We start from the raw sequence: 17,604 nt of genomic DNA on the forward strand, positions 1-17,604 counted from the left end.
TATCGAAGTCAGTGCACGCATTGAGTGACACAGCCGATATTTTTCCATCTCACCGCCTGTCACCAGAGGAAATTGCCCATCTGGCGGAAACCAACAGGGATTTGCCAAGCAGCGCCTCCCTGCCAGTTGGGGGTTACTTAGACGCGCTGGTGCGCACGTCGGTCAAACGCTGAGCGATTCGATTGACTTCCGGCTTGGCGAACACTTCGTCGAGATTCATCGACAGTTTGCGACGCCAGTTCGGATACTCGTTCACCGTTCCTGGAATGTTGACTGGCTTGTCCATTTCAAGCCAGTCTTCCAACTGAACGCTGAGCAATGTTGATGCGCCAGATGCCACGTGCAATTGCAGCGCTTCCGCCAGGTAGTTATCCATCGGCACGAACTGCGCATCGCGGCCAATACCGGATGGCAAATTGTCGTGCCCCGCCACCGAGTCCAGGATCCCCTGCTTACTCTTGAGGCGGTCATCAAATAGACCTTTGAGCTGCTCTTCATCTGGGTACAATCCCAGCTCCTGACCCATTTTCAGATCGTCACAGTGCCAGAAACCACGCAGAGTCGGCATATCGTGGGTACACAGTGCCGACATCGACTGCACCGGATAGTGCTTCGGAGAAATATAACCGCCGTCTTCTTTGGAAGTTTCAAAGAAAAACACTTTGTACGAATGCACTCCGGCGTCACGCAGAATGTCCACGATTTCATCCGGCACCGTACCTAAATCTTCACCGATCACGCTGCACTGGTGGCGGTGAGATTCCAGTGCCAGAATCGCCAACATGTCTTCGACCGGGTAGTAGATGTACGCACCTTTGGTGGCGTTTTCACCTTTTGGAATCCACCACAAACGCAGCAAACCCAGCACGTGGTCGATGCGCAACGCACCACAATGTTTCATATTGGCACGCAGCAACTTGATGTACGCATCGTAACCGGTCGCCTGCAGCACCTGCGGGTTGAGTGGTGGCAACCCCCAGTTCTGACCCAGAGGACCCAGAACATCCGGCGGCGCGCCGATGCTGGCGTCAAGGATCAGATTACCGTCATCGGCCCAGGTTTCAGCACCGGAATCGGCCACACCCACCGCCAGATCGCGATACAAACCAACCGACATCCCCTTTTCTTCTGCCAGCAGCTGCGCTTCGTTGATCTGTGTGTCCGCCACCCACTGCAGGTACATATACAGATGCACCTGATCCTGATGTTCTTCAATGTACTTCTGCACCGCAACGTTATCAAAACGACGGTATTTTTCCGGAAACACCGGCCAGCCCCAGACGCTCATGTCCTGGGCATGCAAATCAGCATGCAGCGCATCAAACGCCGCCTGATGCAGCAGGCTGTCACCGCCCTCTTCCACAAACGCCAGGAACGCGCGGGCCCGATCGCTGTTTTTCTCCAGATGACGCTTTTTAAATTCGGCGAACAACATCGGCAGCACACTCATTTTCAGCGCCGCCACTTCGGTGTAGTTGACCCAGTGTGAATCGCGGGCTTTTTGCAGACGCTGTTGGAAGTCGGCACTGCCGACTTTCTGCTGTGCTTCAGCACTGAGCGCAAACTCCGCCACCGAGCTGACATCAATGTACAGAATGTTCAGCCAGCGACGTGACGACGGGCTGTACGGGCTCGCGCCTTCCGGATTCGCCGGAAACAGGGAGTGAATCGGGTTGAGGCCGACAAAGTCACCGCCGCGTGATGCGATATCAGACACCAACTGTTTCAGGTCGCCAAAATCGCCAATCCCCCAGTTGTGCTGAGTACGCAGGGTGTACAGCTGCACACTCGGTCCCCACATTTTTTTGCCGGTGAGCATCGGCGACTGCTTGTAGCAGGCTTGAGGAGCAATGATCAACGTCATTTCATACGGTGATTTACGACGCTTACGGGAAATAAACAGCTTGTGGTAGCCCCACGCCAGATCCCCCGGCAATGCAAACACTAAAGGGCCACCCTCATTGCGTTCATCGCGAACGATTTGTGACTGAAGATAGCCTTCAAGTACCTCTCCCTGCTCGGTTTCCAGACGCCAGCTGAACTCGCTTTCACGAGCACTCACGCCCAAGTACAGCGGTACTTCCACCGCTTCACCATCACGCAGGACCAGCACCGGGTCCAGCACGTCTTTGCGGTGTTTTTTCTCCGCAGATTTCAGCAGGGCATCGTCGCTGGTGGTGTCGTAGCCCAAAGACGCAAGCAAGCGAAGGAGAGTTTCATCCTCAACCTTCGCTTCGTCTCCCCACGCACTCACGTAGCTGTCGGCCAGTCTCGCCATTTCAGCGACTTGTTTTAATGCATTATGTTCTTTCATCGCTCTCTCCGAAGGACTGCAATAACCTTCAAATGTAGGGTGTTATGATCTGTGATCAGTTGTATCGTTATAAGTGACAGAGCCAAGGCTCTTCGAGCCTTGGCTTATTTGGATTAACGGTGAACCGCTTCCAGTTTCCAGATGTTATTCACGTAATCGCGAATACTGCGGTCGGAACTGAACTTGCCGACCAATGCGGTGTTCAGTATCGCTTTCTTCGCCCAGCCCGCCGGTTCGCGGTACTGTTTGTCCATGTCCTCATGCGCTTTGACATAAGAGGCAAAGTCCGCCAGCACCAGATATGGATCGCCGCCGTCGAGCAGGCTGTCATAGGTGGCTCTCAGCTTGCCAGGTTCGCCCGGAGTAAATTCATCCCCCAACAACAGATCCAGCGACGCTTTGAGCAACGGGTCCGCATTGTAGTAGTCATAAGGGTTGTAGCCGGACGCTTTCAGCGCTTCGACCTGATCCACTTCCAGACCGAAGATGTAGATGTTGTCATCGCCGACTTCTTCGCGGATCTCAACGTTGGCACCGTCCATCGTCCCTATCGTCAACGCTCCGTTGAGCGCCATCTTCATGTTGCCGGTACCCGAAGCCTCTTTACCCGCCGTCGAAATTTGTTCGGACACATCCGCCGCCGGAATGATGATTTCCGCCATGCTGACGCGGTAATCCGGAACGAATACCACTTTCAGTTTGCCACCGATACGAGGATCGTTGTTCACTTTATCGGCAATCTTGTTGATGGCGTAGATGATCTCTTTGGCCAGATGATAACCCGGTGCCGCTTTCGCCGCGAAAAACACCACGCGCGGCGCCATGTCAAAGTCCGGATCGTTGATCAAGCGGTGGTAGAGCGACAGAATGTGCAGCATATTCAGGTGCTGACGTTTGTATTCATGCAGACGCTTGATTTGCACATCAAAGATCGCATTAGTATCAAGATCGATCCCCATGTTGTCTTTGACCCATTTCGCCAGACGCTCTTTGTTCTGCTTCTTCACCGCCATGAACTGTTGCTGGAATCTGGTGTCATCGGCGTACTGCGCGATCGCTTCCAGCTGATCCAAATCTGCTGGCCACTGGTCGCCAATCTTTTCTGAAATCAAAGCTGACAGGCCTGGGTTACAGAACTTGAGCCAGCGACGCGGCGTGATGCCGTTGGTCACGTTTTGCAGGCGGGTTGGGTACAGTTGATCAAATTCCGGGAACAGGTCACGTTTGACCAGTTCAGAGTGGAGCGCCGCAACACCGTTGACTGCGTAAGAGCCGACCACACACAAGTTGGCCATGCGAACCATTCGGTGAAAACCGTCTTGAATGATCGACAGTTTTTGCTGTTTGGCTACATCGCCCGGCCATTTCGCCCGAACTTCCTGCAAGAAGCGGTGGTTAATTTCGTAAATGATTTCCATGTGACGCGGCAACAGACGCTGGATCAGAGACTCGTCCCAGGTTTCCAGTGCTTCAGGCAGCAAAGTGTGGTTAGTGTAGGCAAACGTTTTAGAACAGATCGCCCACGCGTCTTCCCATGACAGCGATTTGTCATCCAGCAGAATGCGCATCAGCTCTGGGATCGCAATCGTCGGGTGTGTATCGTTCAGTTGGATGGTTTCAAACTTCGGCAGCGAAGCCAGGGTATGGCCTGCTTCTTCATGACGACGCAGGATATCACGCACCGACGCAGCACTGTGGAAGTACTGCTGCATCAGACGCAGTGTCTTGCCTTTTTCATGGTTGTCATTCGGGTACAACACTTTGGTGATGTTACCCGCATCAATCAAGGCGTGCTGCGCTTCAAAATAGTTACCATTGTTAAAGCTCTCCAACGAGAAAGGAGCGATCGCCTGACATTCCCACAAACGCAGCGGGTACACCGTGTCACTTTCATAACCGACAATCGGCAGATCCCACGGCATGGCTTTTACAGACATCCCCGGTACCCAACGACGTTTCTCTTTGCCATTCTCCTGGTAAACATCCACGTGACCGTAGAACCCGATTTCCTGCGCCAAATCCGGACGCGCCACTTCCCACGGGTAACCCTCAACCCCGCACCAGGCATCCGGTGCTTCTTGTTGATGACCCTGTTTAAACGACTGCTTAAACAGGCCGTATTCATAGTGAAGGCCGTAACCGACGGTCGGAAATTCCTGAGCTGCCAGCGAGTCCATGAAACACGCCGCCAGGCGACCCAGACCACCGTTACCGAGTGACGGATCACGTTCCTCCTCCAGCAGATCGGTCAGGCTCTGCCCCAGCTCTGCCATAGCATCGGTGATCTGTTGGTACAATCCGAGGCTGATCAAGTTATTGCCGGTCAGACGGCCGATCAGAAACTCAAGCGACAGGTAGTTCACGCTCTTAGCATGACGGATCTTGTCGTCTTGTTCGGTTTGCAGCATGTCGAAGGTGGTCATTTCCGCTAAGGCACGGCCCATAGCCAGATACCAGGCCCGGCTGCTCGCATGCTCAACGGTGGTTGCGTAGGTCGCAGAAAGGTGCTTTTTCACACTCGCTTGGAAAGAAGCTTTATCAAAGTGTTTCTGTTGCGCAGGTTTCATGACGAAATCTCACTTACTTTTAGTTTTAATCCATCTGAGACGTATCGTGCATCGACAGTGCAATCGAAACATCCTCCTAAACTTTGGCAGGAGGAGGATGAGGGCTCAGGGCGTAGAGGGCGGATACAACACAACTCAGTGATCCAACTCTCATAACTGCCGCCATCGGACAAACGCAGCAGTGAGTCAGATCACAACACCAACGCATTGAGCATACATTCAGAGTGTGACGCGCAGGTTGAAGGAAAAATACACAAATGAGCAGAATACTACACAGATCACATATTAAGGCGTCATTTCGCATCGCCAACCACCAAACCGGTGTAACCAATGGCGCAAAGGGACGATTCAAAGCCAGACAAATTTGACCAAACTCACACTTACAGGGCGTAGAAGCACCAATTTTGTGAAACGAGCAAAAATCTCGTCCTCGATCAATAACCGTCACCAGCGACTTCCAGTACCATCTTAATAATTCGGTCAGTAGATAGTTCTACTGACCTTGAGGACTGATTTAATTAGGGGCTGAAATTCAACCATGTGGATTCCTTCTAAACTGACCCGGCCGGGACGGCTGCATAACGCCATTGTTCGTCCGCGGGTTCTCGAGCTGCTACAGCAGGCACCCTGCTATAAACTGGTGCTATTCCGCTCCCCAGCGGGGTACGGTAAGACCACCATGGCAGCCCAGTGGCTGTCGGACAAACCGAATGTCGGCTGGTACAGCATCGACGAAAGCGACAACGACCCGTTCCGCTTTATGAATTACATGCTGCAGGCACTGAACAAAGCCACCCACTTTTCCTGCCCGAATGCGCAGAAACTGGCGGAGAAACGCCAGTTCTCTTCGCCGCACTCTCTGTTTGGCGAAGTGTTCAGTGAAATGTCGGACTTTCATCAGGAGTGCTATCTGGTACTGGATGATTATCATCTGATTGCCGACGACGATATCCATGAAGCCATGCGCTTTTTCCTCAAGCACATGCCGGATAATCTGACGCTGGTGGTCACCAGTCGAGCGGCGCCTCCCTTAGGCACCGCCAATTTGCGTGTCCGCGATCTGATGATCGAGATCGGTCATGAATTGCTGGCATTTGACACCGAAGAAACCACCCGCTTTTTCAATCAACGGGTCAGTGATGGGATTGACGATACCACCGCCGACAATCTGCGCTCTTATGTGGAGGGCTGGCCGTCTGCGTTGCAGTTGATCGCATTACAAGCGCAGCATCAAAAGCGTACCTTGATCCAGTCGATGGAATCCGTTTCCCAGTTCAATAATGCGCATCTGTGGGACTACTTGGTCGAAGAGGTGTTTGATCTGCTGGATCTGGAAACCCGTCAGTTTCTGATGCAGTGTTCGGTACTGGACAACTTTAACGATGCGCTGGTCTGTGCCCTGACCGGACGCGATGACGCCCTGAGTATGATTGAATCGCTCAACCGTTTCGGTCTCTTCATTCACCCGCTGGAAGGTGAACAGAACTGGTACCGCTTCCACAATCTGTTTGGCGAATTTCTCGCTCACGAACGCATGGCGCGCATGCCACAAAAAGAGCTGGAGCTGCATAAAGCCGCTGCCAGCGCCTGGTTGGCACAAAATGCGCCCCATCAAGCGTTGCGTCACGCTCAGAAAGCCGACAACTCACAGCTGGTGGCCGATATTGTCACCCAGTACGGTTGGCAGATGTTCAATGGTGGTGAACTGCGAACGCTGGAAGCGGCGATAGAGTCCCTGACCCCGGAGCAGCTCTACAGTGAACCGAAACTGTGTATGTTGCAGGCCTGGCTGGCACAAAGTCAGCACCGCTACAATGATGTCGGTGATCTGTTGCGCAAAGCCGATGAACAGATGCGCGCGTTTAACGTGGTACTCAGTACCAAAGAGCAAGGGGAGTTCAACGCGTTGCGGGCTCAGGTTGCCATCAACCAGAACGAACCGGAAAACGCACTTGAGCTGGCTGAACTGGCGCTCAGTCAGCTGGACAATACCATCTACCGCAGCCGCATTGTCGCCACCTCTGTGGTTGGCGAGGTGAATCACGTGCTCGGGCAGCTCAGCCGCGCCCTGCCAATGATGCAACAGACCGAAAAACTGGCGCGTCAGTATCAGGTCTACCACCAGGCGCTGTGGGCCATGCTGCAGCAAAGCGAAATTCTGATCGCGCAAGGTTACGTTCAGGCCGCGTATGAGGTGCAAGACAACGCCTTTAAACTGATTGAAGAGCAACACTTACAACAGGTTCCACTGCACGAATTCCTACTGCGCATCCGCGCTCAAATTCTGTGGTGCTGGAACCGCCTGGATGAAGCTGAAGAGTGCGCTTACAAAGGTCTGGATGTGCTTGGCAATCACGATCCCAGCAAACACCTGCACAGTTATTCGATGCTGGCACGTATCGCCATAGGCCGTGGTGAACTCGACAAAGCCGCAAAATTCATCGATCAGATTGTCCACCTGATGAAGCAATCCACCTACCACGTGGACTGGACCGCCAACGCCTCTCTGTCGCTTATCTTGTTCTGGCAGGCACGCGGGGATCTTGATGCCATCCAGCAGTGGCTGGCCACCACCAGCCGGCCACAAAAAGCCTGCAACCACTTCACCCAACTGCAATGGCGCAATATTGCCCGCGCCTACATCAATCTCGGTGAATTTGCTAAGGCGGAAGAAACACTGGCCTTTTTGCAGCAGGAAGCGCAGGAATATCAGTTGGTGACAGACATCAACCGCAACCTGATCGTTGAAGCCGTCATGGCAAGTACCCGTGGCGATGAAGACACAGCGCGCAGCAAGCTGAAAGAAGCACTGGAGATGACCAACCAGACCGGCATTCTCGGTAATTTCCTCGTCGACGGTGCCAAAATTGGTCATCTGCTTGAACGCCTTACCAGCCGCGCCGAACTCGGCGATCTCGAACGTCACCGCGCTCAGCAGTTGATGAAAGACATCTCCACCACTCAGCGCAGCCGCTCTGTGCATTTCGATGAGGAGTTTGTTGAAAAGCTGGTCAACCATCCGAATATTCCGGAACTGGTGCGCACCAGCCCGCTGACGCAGCGAGAGTGGCAGGTACTCGGTCTGATCTACTCCGGTTTCAGTAATGAGCAGATTGCGCAGGAGCTGGATGTGGCCGGAACGACAATCAAAACCCACATCCGTAACCTGTACCAGAAGCTCAATATCGCCAACCGGAAAGAGGCGATCCGCACCGCAGAAAATCTGTTGCAATTGATGGGCTTTTGACGTGCAACATCCCTACCCTTAAAGCAAAAAAGCCAGCCATTACGCTGGCTTTTTGCTCTCGTGGTAACTTAACGCACAGCCGGTAAACTGGTCGCCTGCATGTGAATTTCCGCCTCCCAGGAAGGTTCCTGGCGCCACTGCTTCACCACACCACGGTTCGTCATCCACACCGTCGCCTTGTCCGTCGCATCAGCGAACACGGTTTCACTGTACACCTTACACGCTTCAAACGTGCCGGCAGCCACGGTGACACGCTCACTCCCCAGATATTTCTCACCATAGGTAAAGCGGCGTGATGTCAGTTGCTCAACCGGCGTCTCTTCCACCGCGTCCAGGATCTGGCCAAGTGTCACCGTCGCAAACTGACCGTATGAGGTCGTCACGCCCAGTTTGACCTGCTCTTTTCCGGTTGGTGCTGGCAAGACCACTTTAACGCTGCCCCACCGCTCGATTTGCACCGGATCGTGTCCATTCAGACCATAGAAAAAGTCCGCGTCCTGATACTGCTCTTCAGTAAACACGTGGCTCCCTTTGGCATCATAGCCGGTGACCACGGTTTGGGTCAGACCAGCCTGACCCAATGCGGCAGGCAAGCCCGTCACGTTGCTGTCGGTCAACCAGGAAAACTGGCTGCCAGCATGCTCAAAACGATAAACAAAATCCGTCATCGCGCCGTCATTCTGCCACGGTACTGAGCGCTGTACGGCGTACACCTGCCGATCACCGATCTGAGCCGTATATCCGGCATCTGGCAATCCATCAAGACACGCCTGTAATGTCATCGGCTGTGCGTAATTGTCGAGAAGAAAACGCATCCCTTCACGGTCAAACACGTACTCCTCTCCGCCGCTGTTCGCCTGTACAAAATGTGTAACCCGCACGAAACCATCGACCACAGACAGGTAGGCTTTATTGTCGGCAGAGTTAAAGTTACTCCAAGTGGTTTGAGCAGCGAGTGAAACCGGCAGTGTCACTTCTCGCAGAGTAACCCCATTGACACGAATATCTTGCCAGGTGCCGGTGGCGTCGTAGCGCGCATACGGCGTGCTCCAGTCCCAAGGCATGGAGTAGTACACCACTTGGCCGTCACTCAACAGTTGGGCATACACTCCTCCGGTTGCCACACCGCCCATCGGGATCAGATCGGCATTCGCAAACGTGCCAGCGCGGTTACTCTCATCTTGTGAGGCCGTGGCGGCCAACGTGGTCAGCCAGGTATCCTGGCCATCTTTAAAGGCACTGAGCCCATTACACATACCGTTGAGTTCAGCCATTCTCGCTTCATCACACCAACGGCCTTTATTAAACGAGTAAAAGCCGTGACTCGCGTTGCTGCTGGTGAGTTGGTACGCTTTCATGTTATCCGGGAACGTCAGTGTTGTGGGCAACACATCCGCCCAGACACCGTTACCACCCTCTCTTTGCAACAGGGTACGCACATTCACGCCACCGACATTCAACTGCTTGGCGGTGATAATTTCATTCAGAACCGAGCTGCCCTTCACCAGTTCCAGTGCATTATCGTCCAGCACTCGAACCTGGACAACCGTGTCGTCCTCGGCGCTCCAGCCTTGATCTGTCAGTACCATCTGTCCGCGATCGCCTTTCGGCTCCGCGGGTACAAATTGCCCACGGGCATAATCAAAAACCTGTTTAGCGTCTTCCACCTCGCCATCGCGGCTCAGCGACAGCTGACCATACTGTACAGAGCGGGCCTCATGATCGGCAGTTTCGCCGTCCAGCCAATACAGGCCACCAGACGAGAGCAGCTTCGCAAGATCCGCGCTAACGGCTTGCTTGTCAGCCTGATGCGCTTTGATCTTTTCCACCAAGTTCGAGCGATCCAACCCAATATGATCACGGTTGATGCCGGAGGCGATCGTGTGCGCCGCAAACTGATCACCCGCCGTCGCAATTTCACTCACCACCGTGGTCAGTACCCGGCTGACTTCTTCGTTGATCAATGACGCCAGCGCCTTCGCACTGATGCCTTCCCCTGCCGCGACTTGCGCCAGCCCCTCGTGGTTTTCCGCCATTATCGAAGCCGTAACCTGCGCCACGCGATGTAGCGTCTCATAGTCCGCTTGCTGTTCAGCAGTCAGCTCCGCTGACGCCTTGGCCGCAATGTAATCACGGCCAAGATCCAGACTCAGTCCCAGCGTTTCCTGAACGCTTGCCGTGGCCTGCTCCAGAGAGCGCCCGTTTTCAATCTCATGCTGGACTAACGTGGTGAGCGGGCTGACAAACGTCGCTCCCGGCGGCGCACTCAGGGTGTAACTCTGACTCAGCACCAAATCCGGGTTGTCGGTGTCTATGGTTTGTCCAGCCACCACTTCAATCAGTACAACCCCTTGCTCAAGCTGTGTCTGCGTCAGAGCATCGAGAGAAAACTCGCCGCCGTCTCCGGTGACGGCGGCAGGCTCACCGTCATCACAAGCTTTGTTGTTATTGATATCCAGACACGCGTTGGCACCCACTAAATACCCGTCTGCGGCTTTGGCACTGAGCGAGTACGTTGCGCTCTGCCCACCGTCCGTATTTCCTGCTTCGGAGCCACTACTGTCACTACCACATGCCGCTAACCCAAGAGCAATCGCCACCGCCAAAAGTGAACGTTGAGAATTCATCCTGTTTCTCCATAATTAATCATCGATGAACATTCTTTCTGTGAGGCGTGCATTCAGACAAACCACTCAACGCCGTGAGTTATTTGCATTTTTTTTGAGTGCACCTCACAAAAATACCAAATCTCGTCAACGTTCAAATAACGGTAAATGTGGCTTTCGCGAGCCAGTCGTCCTCGATTCAAATCAGTTTGCGTGTCATATCTAATAAATTGACATTAATGATAAAAACAACAAAAGTGATGTGTTTTTAATATGCAATAACAACCGTGAATTCCACACGGTGGCAGAAGGGGAGCCAAACAAGAGGTTTATCACATCGCTTTAACGCTGAGGGCATTAACGCAAACCGTCAGACGGACCAGGAAGGGAGGCAGGAAAGTAGAGAGCGATGCCAATTTGCCCGAACGACACATGCACGTCCGGGCCGTATTTACACTGTAAACATGGGGAGAGTGATCAGAATTTTTTCGGAGCAAAGCCCGTCATCACATCCAGACGCAGCTGTTTGCCCATTTTGGTCATGGGATGAACAATAACCAAACCTTTGACCGATTTTTTCAACTTACCTAGGTCAGCCTGTTCTTCTTTGGTAATTTCACGAGAGAATGGCATATCCAGCAAAGACTTACGTTCTTTGTTCATGTTGTAGTCTTGCTTACCCTTGAGTGAATTGATTTTCTTGGCCAGTTGGTCCACTTCATCGGTAAACTTGGTAATCATCTCCTGATCGCCACGAGCCTTTGCGCTGTCCAGTTTACGTTTAGCCGTATCCAGACGATTGTGATGGTGTTGAATATCGTTTTTCAGACTCATGATCTCTTGTCTCTGTCAGAAAATGAAAGGGCGCCGAGTTTATCAGACCCGGCGCCCAAATTATAGCGAACTAACTCAAATCAGCCAGCGCACGTTCCAGCAGCGACCAGTCACTCTGGCACAAGTACGGACGCAGCGCGTCAAACTTTTCCGGCGACCAATCGTAGATCCCCAGCGCCAACAGTTTCTCAATCACTTCCGGTTCAAACCGGTAGCGCAAAGGTTTCGCCGGATTTCCGCCGACAATCGCATAGGGCTCGACGTGTTTGGTCACCACACTGTTGGCCGCTATCACCGCGCCTTCGCCAATGGTCACGCCAGGCATGATCATCGCTCGCATACCAATCCACACGCCATCCCCGATGATCGTGTCGCCTTTGCCCTGATAAGAACGTTCTATATCGTCGAGAAACGGATACAGACAGAACCACTCGCTGCGATGGTTATGATTCCCGCCCATCAGGATCACACTTTCCGCGGCAATGCAGACGTAATCACCAATGTAGAGCTGATCGACCGGCCATTTCGGCTGCCAGTCTCGGCTGACTTCATCCCCAAACAGGTAGCGAACCACAGAGCGCTCGAAACCCTGGTCCCAGCAATCGCTGTAGTAGCTGTGGGTGCCTTTGATATGAATGTTCGGATTTTGTACCACCTGGTGCAACAATTGAATTTTTGACCAATGTTTTTGTGTCATGACAATTCCTTCAAGTTTCAGATCACTGTCACGGAACGATTTTCGTGACATTACTCAGACGTTCGGCAGAGTAATGTTTACTGCACGCGTGGTTGCTTCAATAACGGGTTCATTGCCAACTTTCCGGATCCACTTCGCGCTACAGAATAGCGCAAACCACCTCAATTGTGTCACACTATTTGTCCAATCCATTGTTGTGGTTTTCAGCGGATGCACACGGCACCCTTTTTCCTTTTATCTTCATTGGCACTGACCTCTACAGCGCAGGCCGGACCAAAACTGATCATCGATTATCTGCCGCCGTCGAAAGAGCACGAGCAGGCGTTAAAAACGGATATTCAACGTAGCGGCATTAACCAAATTGTTGTGGAGCTGTCTGAACGCTACTTCCGTTTTCAGGATCCGCTGACCATAGTGTATGGCAGCAGCGAGGGGCCGTTGTACGATCCACAACAGCATGTTATTCATGTCCCGTATCGCTTCTATCAGGACTCACTCGACTATTTCAGCAACAATGACTACGAAAAACGCTATGGTCGTTCGGCGCGCCAGGGGGCTCAGGACACGCTGCTGCATACTCTGCTGCACGAAGTCGGCCACGCGTTCATTGCTGAAAATGACATTCCGGTGCTGGGTAAAGAAGAAGACGCGGTTGACAATTTTGCGACCCTGATGATGATCAATTACGTCAGTGAGGGGCAAGACATGGCTATCAGCGCCGCCGATATGTTCGCCTTTGAGTCCGAGTTTCGTCCCGACTATTACGATTTTGGTGAATACATTGACGAACACAGCTTTGATCTGCAACGCTACTTCTCGACCCTATGTCTGGTGTACGGCAGTGATCCGAGCGGTTACCAACACTTACTCGATGAAGTGGAAAATGATTATTTGCAGGATCGGAAAGATTTCTGCATTTATCAATTCGAGCGGGTGAATCGGAATTGGCATCACTATTTGTCTTCTGCGCGATCGCCCGAGCAGAAATAACGTATAAATGACCAACGGAGGCGCATCCATGACTGAACTGATCCTGTTTTACGATGGGCACTGCCCGTTGTGTGTGAGCGAAATGCAGCGATTGACGCGCAACGATCAGCACCAGCGCCTGCTGCTGGTCGACATTCACACGCCGGATTTCGCCAACTACCCACATATTGACGCTCAATCGGCGTCTGACATTCTGCATGGCGTCACCGCTGACGGCACATTGCTACTGGGACTGGACGCGATACACCGCGCCTGGCAGTTGGTCGGAAAAGGCAGGTGGTATGCCCCGCTACGCTGGTGGTGGTTGCGACCTCTGGCGGACTGGGCGTACCTTAAGTTCGCTGCCAACCGCTATACCCTCTCTCGTTGGCTGACCGGACGCGCACGTTGTCAGCAAGGTCAGTGCAAAAAACAGCTCTGACCATCAACAAATAGTTACAAAACTATCATTATTCACATTTTTGCCATCAAAGTGTCGCTAATATTGATCAGGCCTATATGTATCGACCAGCAGATGGCTCCAATCACTGACACGTAGAAACCTAATTACATAACACCTTTGTGGATGTGTAGTGAGACAGGCTATTGTCGCGACCGCGCTGCTGAGTCGATGCGGATTATTACTTTCAGAGGAAGTCGCTATGAGTCTGACCATTCGCAAACGCTTGTACGTGCTGTCGATCGTGCCCCTGCTTATCATCGCACTCGGCATGATGAGCTTTACCTACATCAAAACCACCGAGCTGAACCAACAGCAAACCGAACAAACCCGCTTGAACATGATGGAAATGAAAAAAGCGGAGCTGAACAATTATGTGCAAATGGCGAAATCCGCCGTCACGCCGTTACTTAACCGCGGTGCCTCTTTACAAGAAGCCCTACCCATTTTGCGCGAACTGGAATTTGGCAGCAGCGGCTATATCTTCGGTTACGACTCCAAAGGCACACGTATTCTGGTGGGTAAAAACGACAACGGCATTGGTGAAAATTTCTATGATCTGCAGGATAAGCAAGGCAACTACCTGATCCAGGATCTGCTGAAAAATGCCAAAATCGGCAAGTATACCACCTACTACTTTCCCAAACCTGGTCAGACGGAAGCCCTGCCGAAACTCAGTTATTCCATCTATATCCCTCAGTGGGACCTGATGCTGGGCACCGGCTTTTATACTGATGACATTGACGCCATCATCACCGACATGGAGCAAGCCGCAGAACAAGCGCTGACCGAAACGCTGGCCGCAATAGCCTTATTCAGTATTGTGATTGCGGCAGCCGTCGGGGTGTTTGCAGTGATGATCAACCGCAGCATCATGAAGCCGCTTGAACTGTTTGATCGCTCAATCAGTTCATTTGCCAGTGGCGAGGCTGATCTGACCGCGCGCATGGAAAACTTCAATGCCCCGGAATTCTCACGTCTGAGCGGCAATTTCAACCAGTTCGTACATAGCCTGCAGAACATCATCCGCAGCGTCAGCAATGTTGGTCAGCAAGTCGTCAGTGAAACCAACAGCATGACACACCGCGCCGCTCAAGTTGATGAACTGGCATCTGGTCAACGCGAAGAAACCGAGCAAGTCGCGACCGCAATGACAGAGATGACCACCACGGCGCAGGAAATCTCCAACAATGCCAGCCAAGCCGCTCAGTCGGCCCGAGAGGCCGACGACAGTGCCAAAGATGCGCAAAGCATCGTCAATGCTGCGGCTAGCTCCGTCGAGGCACTGGCACAGGAAGTCTCAGAGGCAAGCAGCGTCATCTCACGCTTGGAGGGCGACGTCCAGAATATCGCTTCCTCTTTGGAAGTCATTCAGGATATTGCCGAGCAAACGAACCTGCTGGCGCTCAATGCCGCCATCGAAGCCGCGCGAGCTGGCGAACAGGGCCGTGGCTTTGCGGTGGTCGCCGACGAAGTCCGTAAACTGGCCAGCCGCACACAAGACAGCACCGGTGAAATTCACGATATGATCGAGCGACTCAAAGCAGCCTCAGACGACGCAGTGAAAGCGATGGATTCGAGCCAGGCGCGCGGTGCCAGTACGGTATCCGAAGCGCACGCCGCCGCAGAAGCGCTGGTCAAAATTCAGGAGTCAATCGGAACCATTATGGACATGAACTCGCTGATTGCGACGGCCACCGAAGAACAGAGTTTGGTGGGTCAGGAGATCTCTCAGCGCATTGTGGTGATTTCCGAACAGAGCAGTCAGTCTGCAGAACTGGCCAACGACAATCGTCAGGGCAGCCAAACACTGAATCAACGTGCCAACGAGCTCTACGGTTTGGTGGCGAGATTTACTGTTTAACCTCTGAATTTACAGTGTAAAAAATGCACCGGCCCCATGCAGCAAGGTTTGCCGGCTAGCATGCAGACGCTTGAAAAGACACAGACAAAAAAGGCTTCGCAGTGCGAAGCCTTTATTTATTAAGCACAGAGCTTACAGTTCAGCGTTGTGGTACACCTGCTGAACGTCATCACAGTCATCCAGAAGATCGAGGAATTTCTGGAATTTCTCTGCGTCTTCACCGCTGACGGGGGTGTGGTTTTGCGGCACGAACGTGATCTCTTCTACATCCAGAGTCACATCCGGGAATTCAGCGTTCAGCGCTGTTTTCGCTTTGAAGAATTCGGTGTGTGGTGCAAACACCGTGATCACGCCCTCTTCCAGCTCAATGTCAGCAACATCAACGTCGGCCATCATCAGAGCTTCCAGAATCGCTTCTTCATCGTCACCTTTAAACTGGAAAACCGCCTGGTGATCGAACATGTGAGCAGTAGTACCCGGCGAGCCAATTTTCGCCCCAGTCTTCACAAAGCATTGACGAACATCCTGGAAAGTACGGTTGCCGTTGTCGGTCAAGCAGTCAACAATCACGCTCGCACCGCCCGGAGCAAATCCTTCGTAACGCGCTGGCTGGTAGTCTTCGCCGCCGCCGCCGGTCGCTTTGTCAATCGCTTTATCGATTACGTGTGCTGGTACCTGGTCTTTTTTCGCTTTTGTGATCAGGTGCTTAAGTGACAAGTTCATGTCTGGGTCTGCACCGCCATTCTTCGCGCACATGTAAATTTCTTTACCGTATTTGGAATAAACTTTAATTTTTGCGCCTTGGGTTTTCGCCATAGAGGCTTTGCGCACTTCAAAACTTCTTCCCATCGGGATGTTCTCTCTTCTCAATTTAACGCGGGGATTTTAGCAAAAAGCAGAACCTTTTCAATTCTGCCTCGTTGAATAACCAACGCCGCGGAATCTGGAAAAATAAATGACGTTCCATCGGGAACCAGCAAGAACTTTTCCGGATCAGGCCACGCCCATTATCTGTTTGTATTTCGCGACGGACTCTTCAAACCAGATTTTTTCCTGTTCATCACGAATTTTTCTCAGCTGTTCAGTGATCTCTTCCGGACCACCTTTAGCTTCACGCAGTTTCCACACCAGAAAAGACGCCTGCTTATCCAGCTCAATGCGGTTCTTTTCCTCGGGTGGCAGTAGGGAAAGGTTCATCGACATGATTTTATCCGACTCTGTGTGACAACTGGGCACGCAATATAGCACAGCGTCACCATATTTTAAGTGGTTTTGTCGGCAAAATAACAAGGGTGGCCGTTAGCCACCCCTGGTTCAACCGGATTCAGCGTTTCTCCATCAGTGCAGTATGCCCAACTCTTTGGCTTCTTCAATCGTCAGGCCGCTTTCGCGGATCTCACGTAATGCCTCAATACGGCGGCGAGCTTCTGCTGATTTCACGCTTTTTACGGGTTTTTGTGTTTCTACTTCTTCCGTGAAGTCCCACTTTGTTGCAATGTTGGTCATATCATCATGGTCAATTGAATTAATGGACATAAATACCTCCGAACAAACCATGTAAGGGACGCCTAATCTGTAGCAAAGCGGCAATTTGTTGTTAAGCACAATCGCGTCAATCTGTGACTACGGTAATGATTCCGACAGCGCATTTATATTTGCCTCATTTAACCTTTGCTCCCGGTCAGTAGTCGCAGTACATTTAAGGAATTACGCCGTCGAAATGGAGTCTGATCCAGCTCTCATTTCACTCCCCCCTTTCCGCTTCTTTTAGACTGGTTAACATCACGCTCGTAATATTACGGCGCTGAATGGTTGCCGTTGTTTCCCCACTTAATCAGACAGCCCCCTCAGATCATGGTCACCTCTGAAAGCATGATCAAGAGATTCTTATCCCCCCATACTTGCGTGTTCTGCCAAAGCGCTAGATTGCTCCATCGCTCCCGTAATGACGGTCACACCACGGATCCATTGTGCCAGCTGAAAGGGACAGAGAGGTTGGATCATATGACGTCGGAACAATGATCAAGGAACGAGGCGTGATCGTTG

At 52.3% G+C, this 17,604-nt stretch carries 12 protein-coding genes; 4 read left to right on the forward strand and 8 right to left on the reverse strand.

Annotation, left to right across the window (positions count from 1 at the left end; genetic code table 11):
- Positions 1-133: 133 nt before the first annotated feature.
- Both malQ and VPR01S_RS17585 read right to left on the reverse strand, forming a co-directional pair.
- On the reverse strand, positions 134-2,314 hold the full coding sequence (gene malQ / locus VPR01S_RS17580; RefSeq protein ID WP_021706719.1) for a 4-alpha-glucanotransferase: 2,181 nt from the start codon (positions 2,312-2,314) through the stop codon (positions 134-136).
- A gap of 113 nt (positions 2,315-2,427) precedes the next feature.
- Positions 2,428-4,881 (reverse strand): glycogen/starch/alpha-glucan phosphorylase, encoded by a 2,454-nt coding sequence (locus VPR01S_RS17585; RefSeq protein ID WP_021706720.1) that lies wholly within the window; start codon positions 4,879-4,881, stop codon positions 2,428-2,430.
- Positions 4,882-5,419: 538 nt separating this feature from the next.
- On the opposite strand from VPR01S_RS17585, the gene malT reads away from it, so the two are divergent.
- Entirely contained in the window at positions 5,420-8,128 is a 2,709-nt protein-coding gene (gene malT, locus VPR01S_RS17590; RefSeq protein WP_021706721.1) for an HTH-type transcriptional regulator MalT, read from the forward strand.
- 68 nt (positions 8,129-8,196) lie between these two features.
- Here malT and VPR01S_RS17595 read toward each other — a convergent pair whose 3' ends face one another.
- The 3 genes from VPR01S_RS17595 to VPR01S_RS17605 form a co-directional block, all read right to left on the reverse strand.
- A complete protein-coding gene (locus tag VPR01S_RS17595) occupies positions 8,197-10,755 on the reverse strand; it encodes a hypothetical protein (RefSeq protein WP_021706722.1) in 2,559 nt (852 codons plus the stop codon).
- Between the two features lie 456 nt (positions 10,756-11,211).
- On the reverse strand, positions 11,212-11,568 hold the full coding sequence (locus VPR01S_RS17600) for a YibL family ribosome-associated protein (protein ID WP_021706723.1): 357 nt from the start codon (positions 11,566-11,568) through the stop codon (positions 11,212-11,214).
- 70 nt (positions 11,569-11,638) lie between these two features.
- Positions 11,639-12,265, reverse strand: a complete 627-nt coding sequence (locus tag VPR01S_RS17605; RefSeq protein ID WP_021706724.1) for a CatB-related O-acetyltransferase — start codon at positions 12,263-12,265, stop codon at positions 11,639-11,641.
- Between the two features lie 210 nt (positions 12,266-12,475).
- On the opposite strand from VPR01S_RS17605, the gene VPR01S_RS17610 reads away from it, so the two are divergent.
- The 3 genes from VPR01S_RS17610 (at position 12,476) to VPR01S_RS17620 (ending at position 15,558) form a co-directional block, all read left to right on the forward strand.
- Positions 12,476-13,255: a DUF4344 domain-containing metallopeptidase gene (locus tag VPR01S_RS17610; protein ID WP_021706725.1), complete on the forward strand. Its 780-nt coding sequence runs from the start codon at positions 12,476-12,478 to the stop codon at positions 13,253-13,255.
- 28 nt (positions 13,256-13,283) lie between these two features.
- Complete coding sequence (locus tag VPR01S_RS17615; protein ID WP_021706726.1) at positions 13,284-13,676, forward strand: thiol-disulfide oxidoreductase DCC family protein; 393 nt, start codon at positions 13,284-13,286, stop codon at positions 13,674-13,676.
- A 220-nt stretch (positions 13,677-13,896) separates the two neighbouring features.
- Complete coding sequence (locus tag VPR01S_RS17620; protein WP_021706727.1) at positions 13,897-15,558, forward strand: methyl-accepting chemotaxis protein; 1,662 nt, start codon at positions 13,897-13,899, stop codon at positions 15,556-15,558.
- Between the two features lie 132 nt (positions 15,559-15,690).
- Here VPR01S_RS17620 and VPR01S_RS17625 read toward each other — a convergent pair whose 3' ends face one another.
- From VPR01S_RS17625 to VPR01S_RS17635, 3 genes are all read right to left on the reverse strand, one after another.
- Positions 15,691-16,407 carry a YebC/PmpR family DNA-binding transcriptional regulator gene (locus VPR01S_RS17625; protein WP_021706728.1) on the reverse strand — a complete coding sequence of 239 codons (717 nt, stop codon included), beginning with the start codon at positions 16,405-16,407 and terminating at the stop codon, positions 15,691-15,693.
- Between the two features lie 144 nt (positions 16,408-16,551).
- Entirely contained in the window at positions 16,552-16,761 is a 210-nt protein-coding gene (locus VPR01S_RS17630; protein ID WP_021706729.1) for a DUF3283 family protein, read from the reverse strand.
- A gap of 135 nt (positions 16,762-16,896) precedes the next feature.
- Positions 16,897-17,094: a PA3496 family putative envelope integrity protein gene (locus tag VPR01S_RS17635; RefSeq protein WP_021706730.1), complete on the reverse strand. Its 198-nt coding sequence runs from the start codon at positions 17,092-17,094 to the stop codon at positions 16,897-16,899.
- Positions 17,095-17,604 lie beyond the last annotated feature (510 nt).

The organism is Vibrio proteolyticus NBRC 13287, assembly GCF_000467125.1.
Taxonomy (GTDB): Bacteria; Pseudomonadota; Gammaproteobacteria; order Enterobacterales; family Vibrionaceae; genus Vibrio; species Vibrio proteolyticus.

Bases quoted from the DNA above. Each gene is read 5' to 3' on its own strand.
- malQ (WP_021706719.1), bottom strand. From the start codon at position 2,314: ATGAAAGAACATAATGCATTAAAACAAGTCGCTGAAATGGCGAGACTG.
- VPR01S_RS17585 (WP_021706720.1), bottom strand. From the start codon at position 4,881: ATGAAACCTGCGCAACAGAAACACTTTGATAAAGCTTCTTTCCAAGCG.
- malT (WP_021706721.1), top strand. From the start codon at position 5,420: ATGTGGATTCCTTCTAAACTGACCCGGCCGGGACGGCTGCATAACGCC.
- VPR01S_RS17595 (WP_021706722.1), bottom strand. From the start codon at position 10,755: ATGAATTCTCAACGTTCACTTTTGGCGGTGGCGATTGCTCTTGGGTTA.
- VPR01S_RS17600 (WP_021706723.1), bottom strand. From the start codon at position 11,568: ATGAGTCTGAAAAACGATATTCAACACCATCACAATCGTCTGGATACG.
- VPR01S_RS17605 (WP_021706724.1), bottom strand. From the start codon at position 12,265: ATGACACAAAAACATTGGTCAAAAATTCAATTGTTGCACCAGGTGGTA.
- VPR01S_RS17610 (WP_021706725.1), top strand. From the start codon at position 12,476: ATGCACACGGCACCCTTTTTCCTTTTATCTTCATTGGCACTGACCTCT.
- VPR01S_RS17615 (WP_021706726.1), top strand. From the start codon at position 13,284: ATGACTGAACTGATCCTGTTTTACGATGGGCACTGCCCGTTGTGTGTG.
- VPR01S_RS17620 (WP_021706727.1), top strand. From the start codon at position 13,897: ATGAGTCTGACCATTCGCAAACGCTTGTACGTGCTGTCGATCGTGCCC.
- VPR01S_RS17625 (WP_021706728.1), bottom strand. From the start codon at position 16,407: ATGGGAAGAAGTTTTGAAGTGCGCAAAGCCTCTATGGCGAAAACCCAA.
- VPR01S_RS17630 (WP_021706729.1), bottom strand. From the start codon at position 16,761: ATGTCGATGAACCTTTCCCTACTGCCACCCGAGGAAAAGAACCGCATT.
- VPR01S_RS17635 (WP_021706730.1), bottom strand. From the start codon at position 17,094: ATGTCCATTAATTCAATTGACCATGATGATATGACCAACATTGCAACA.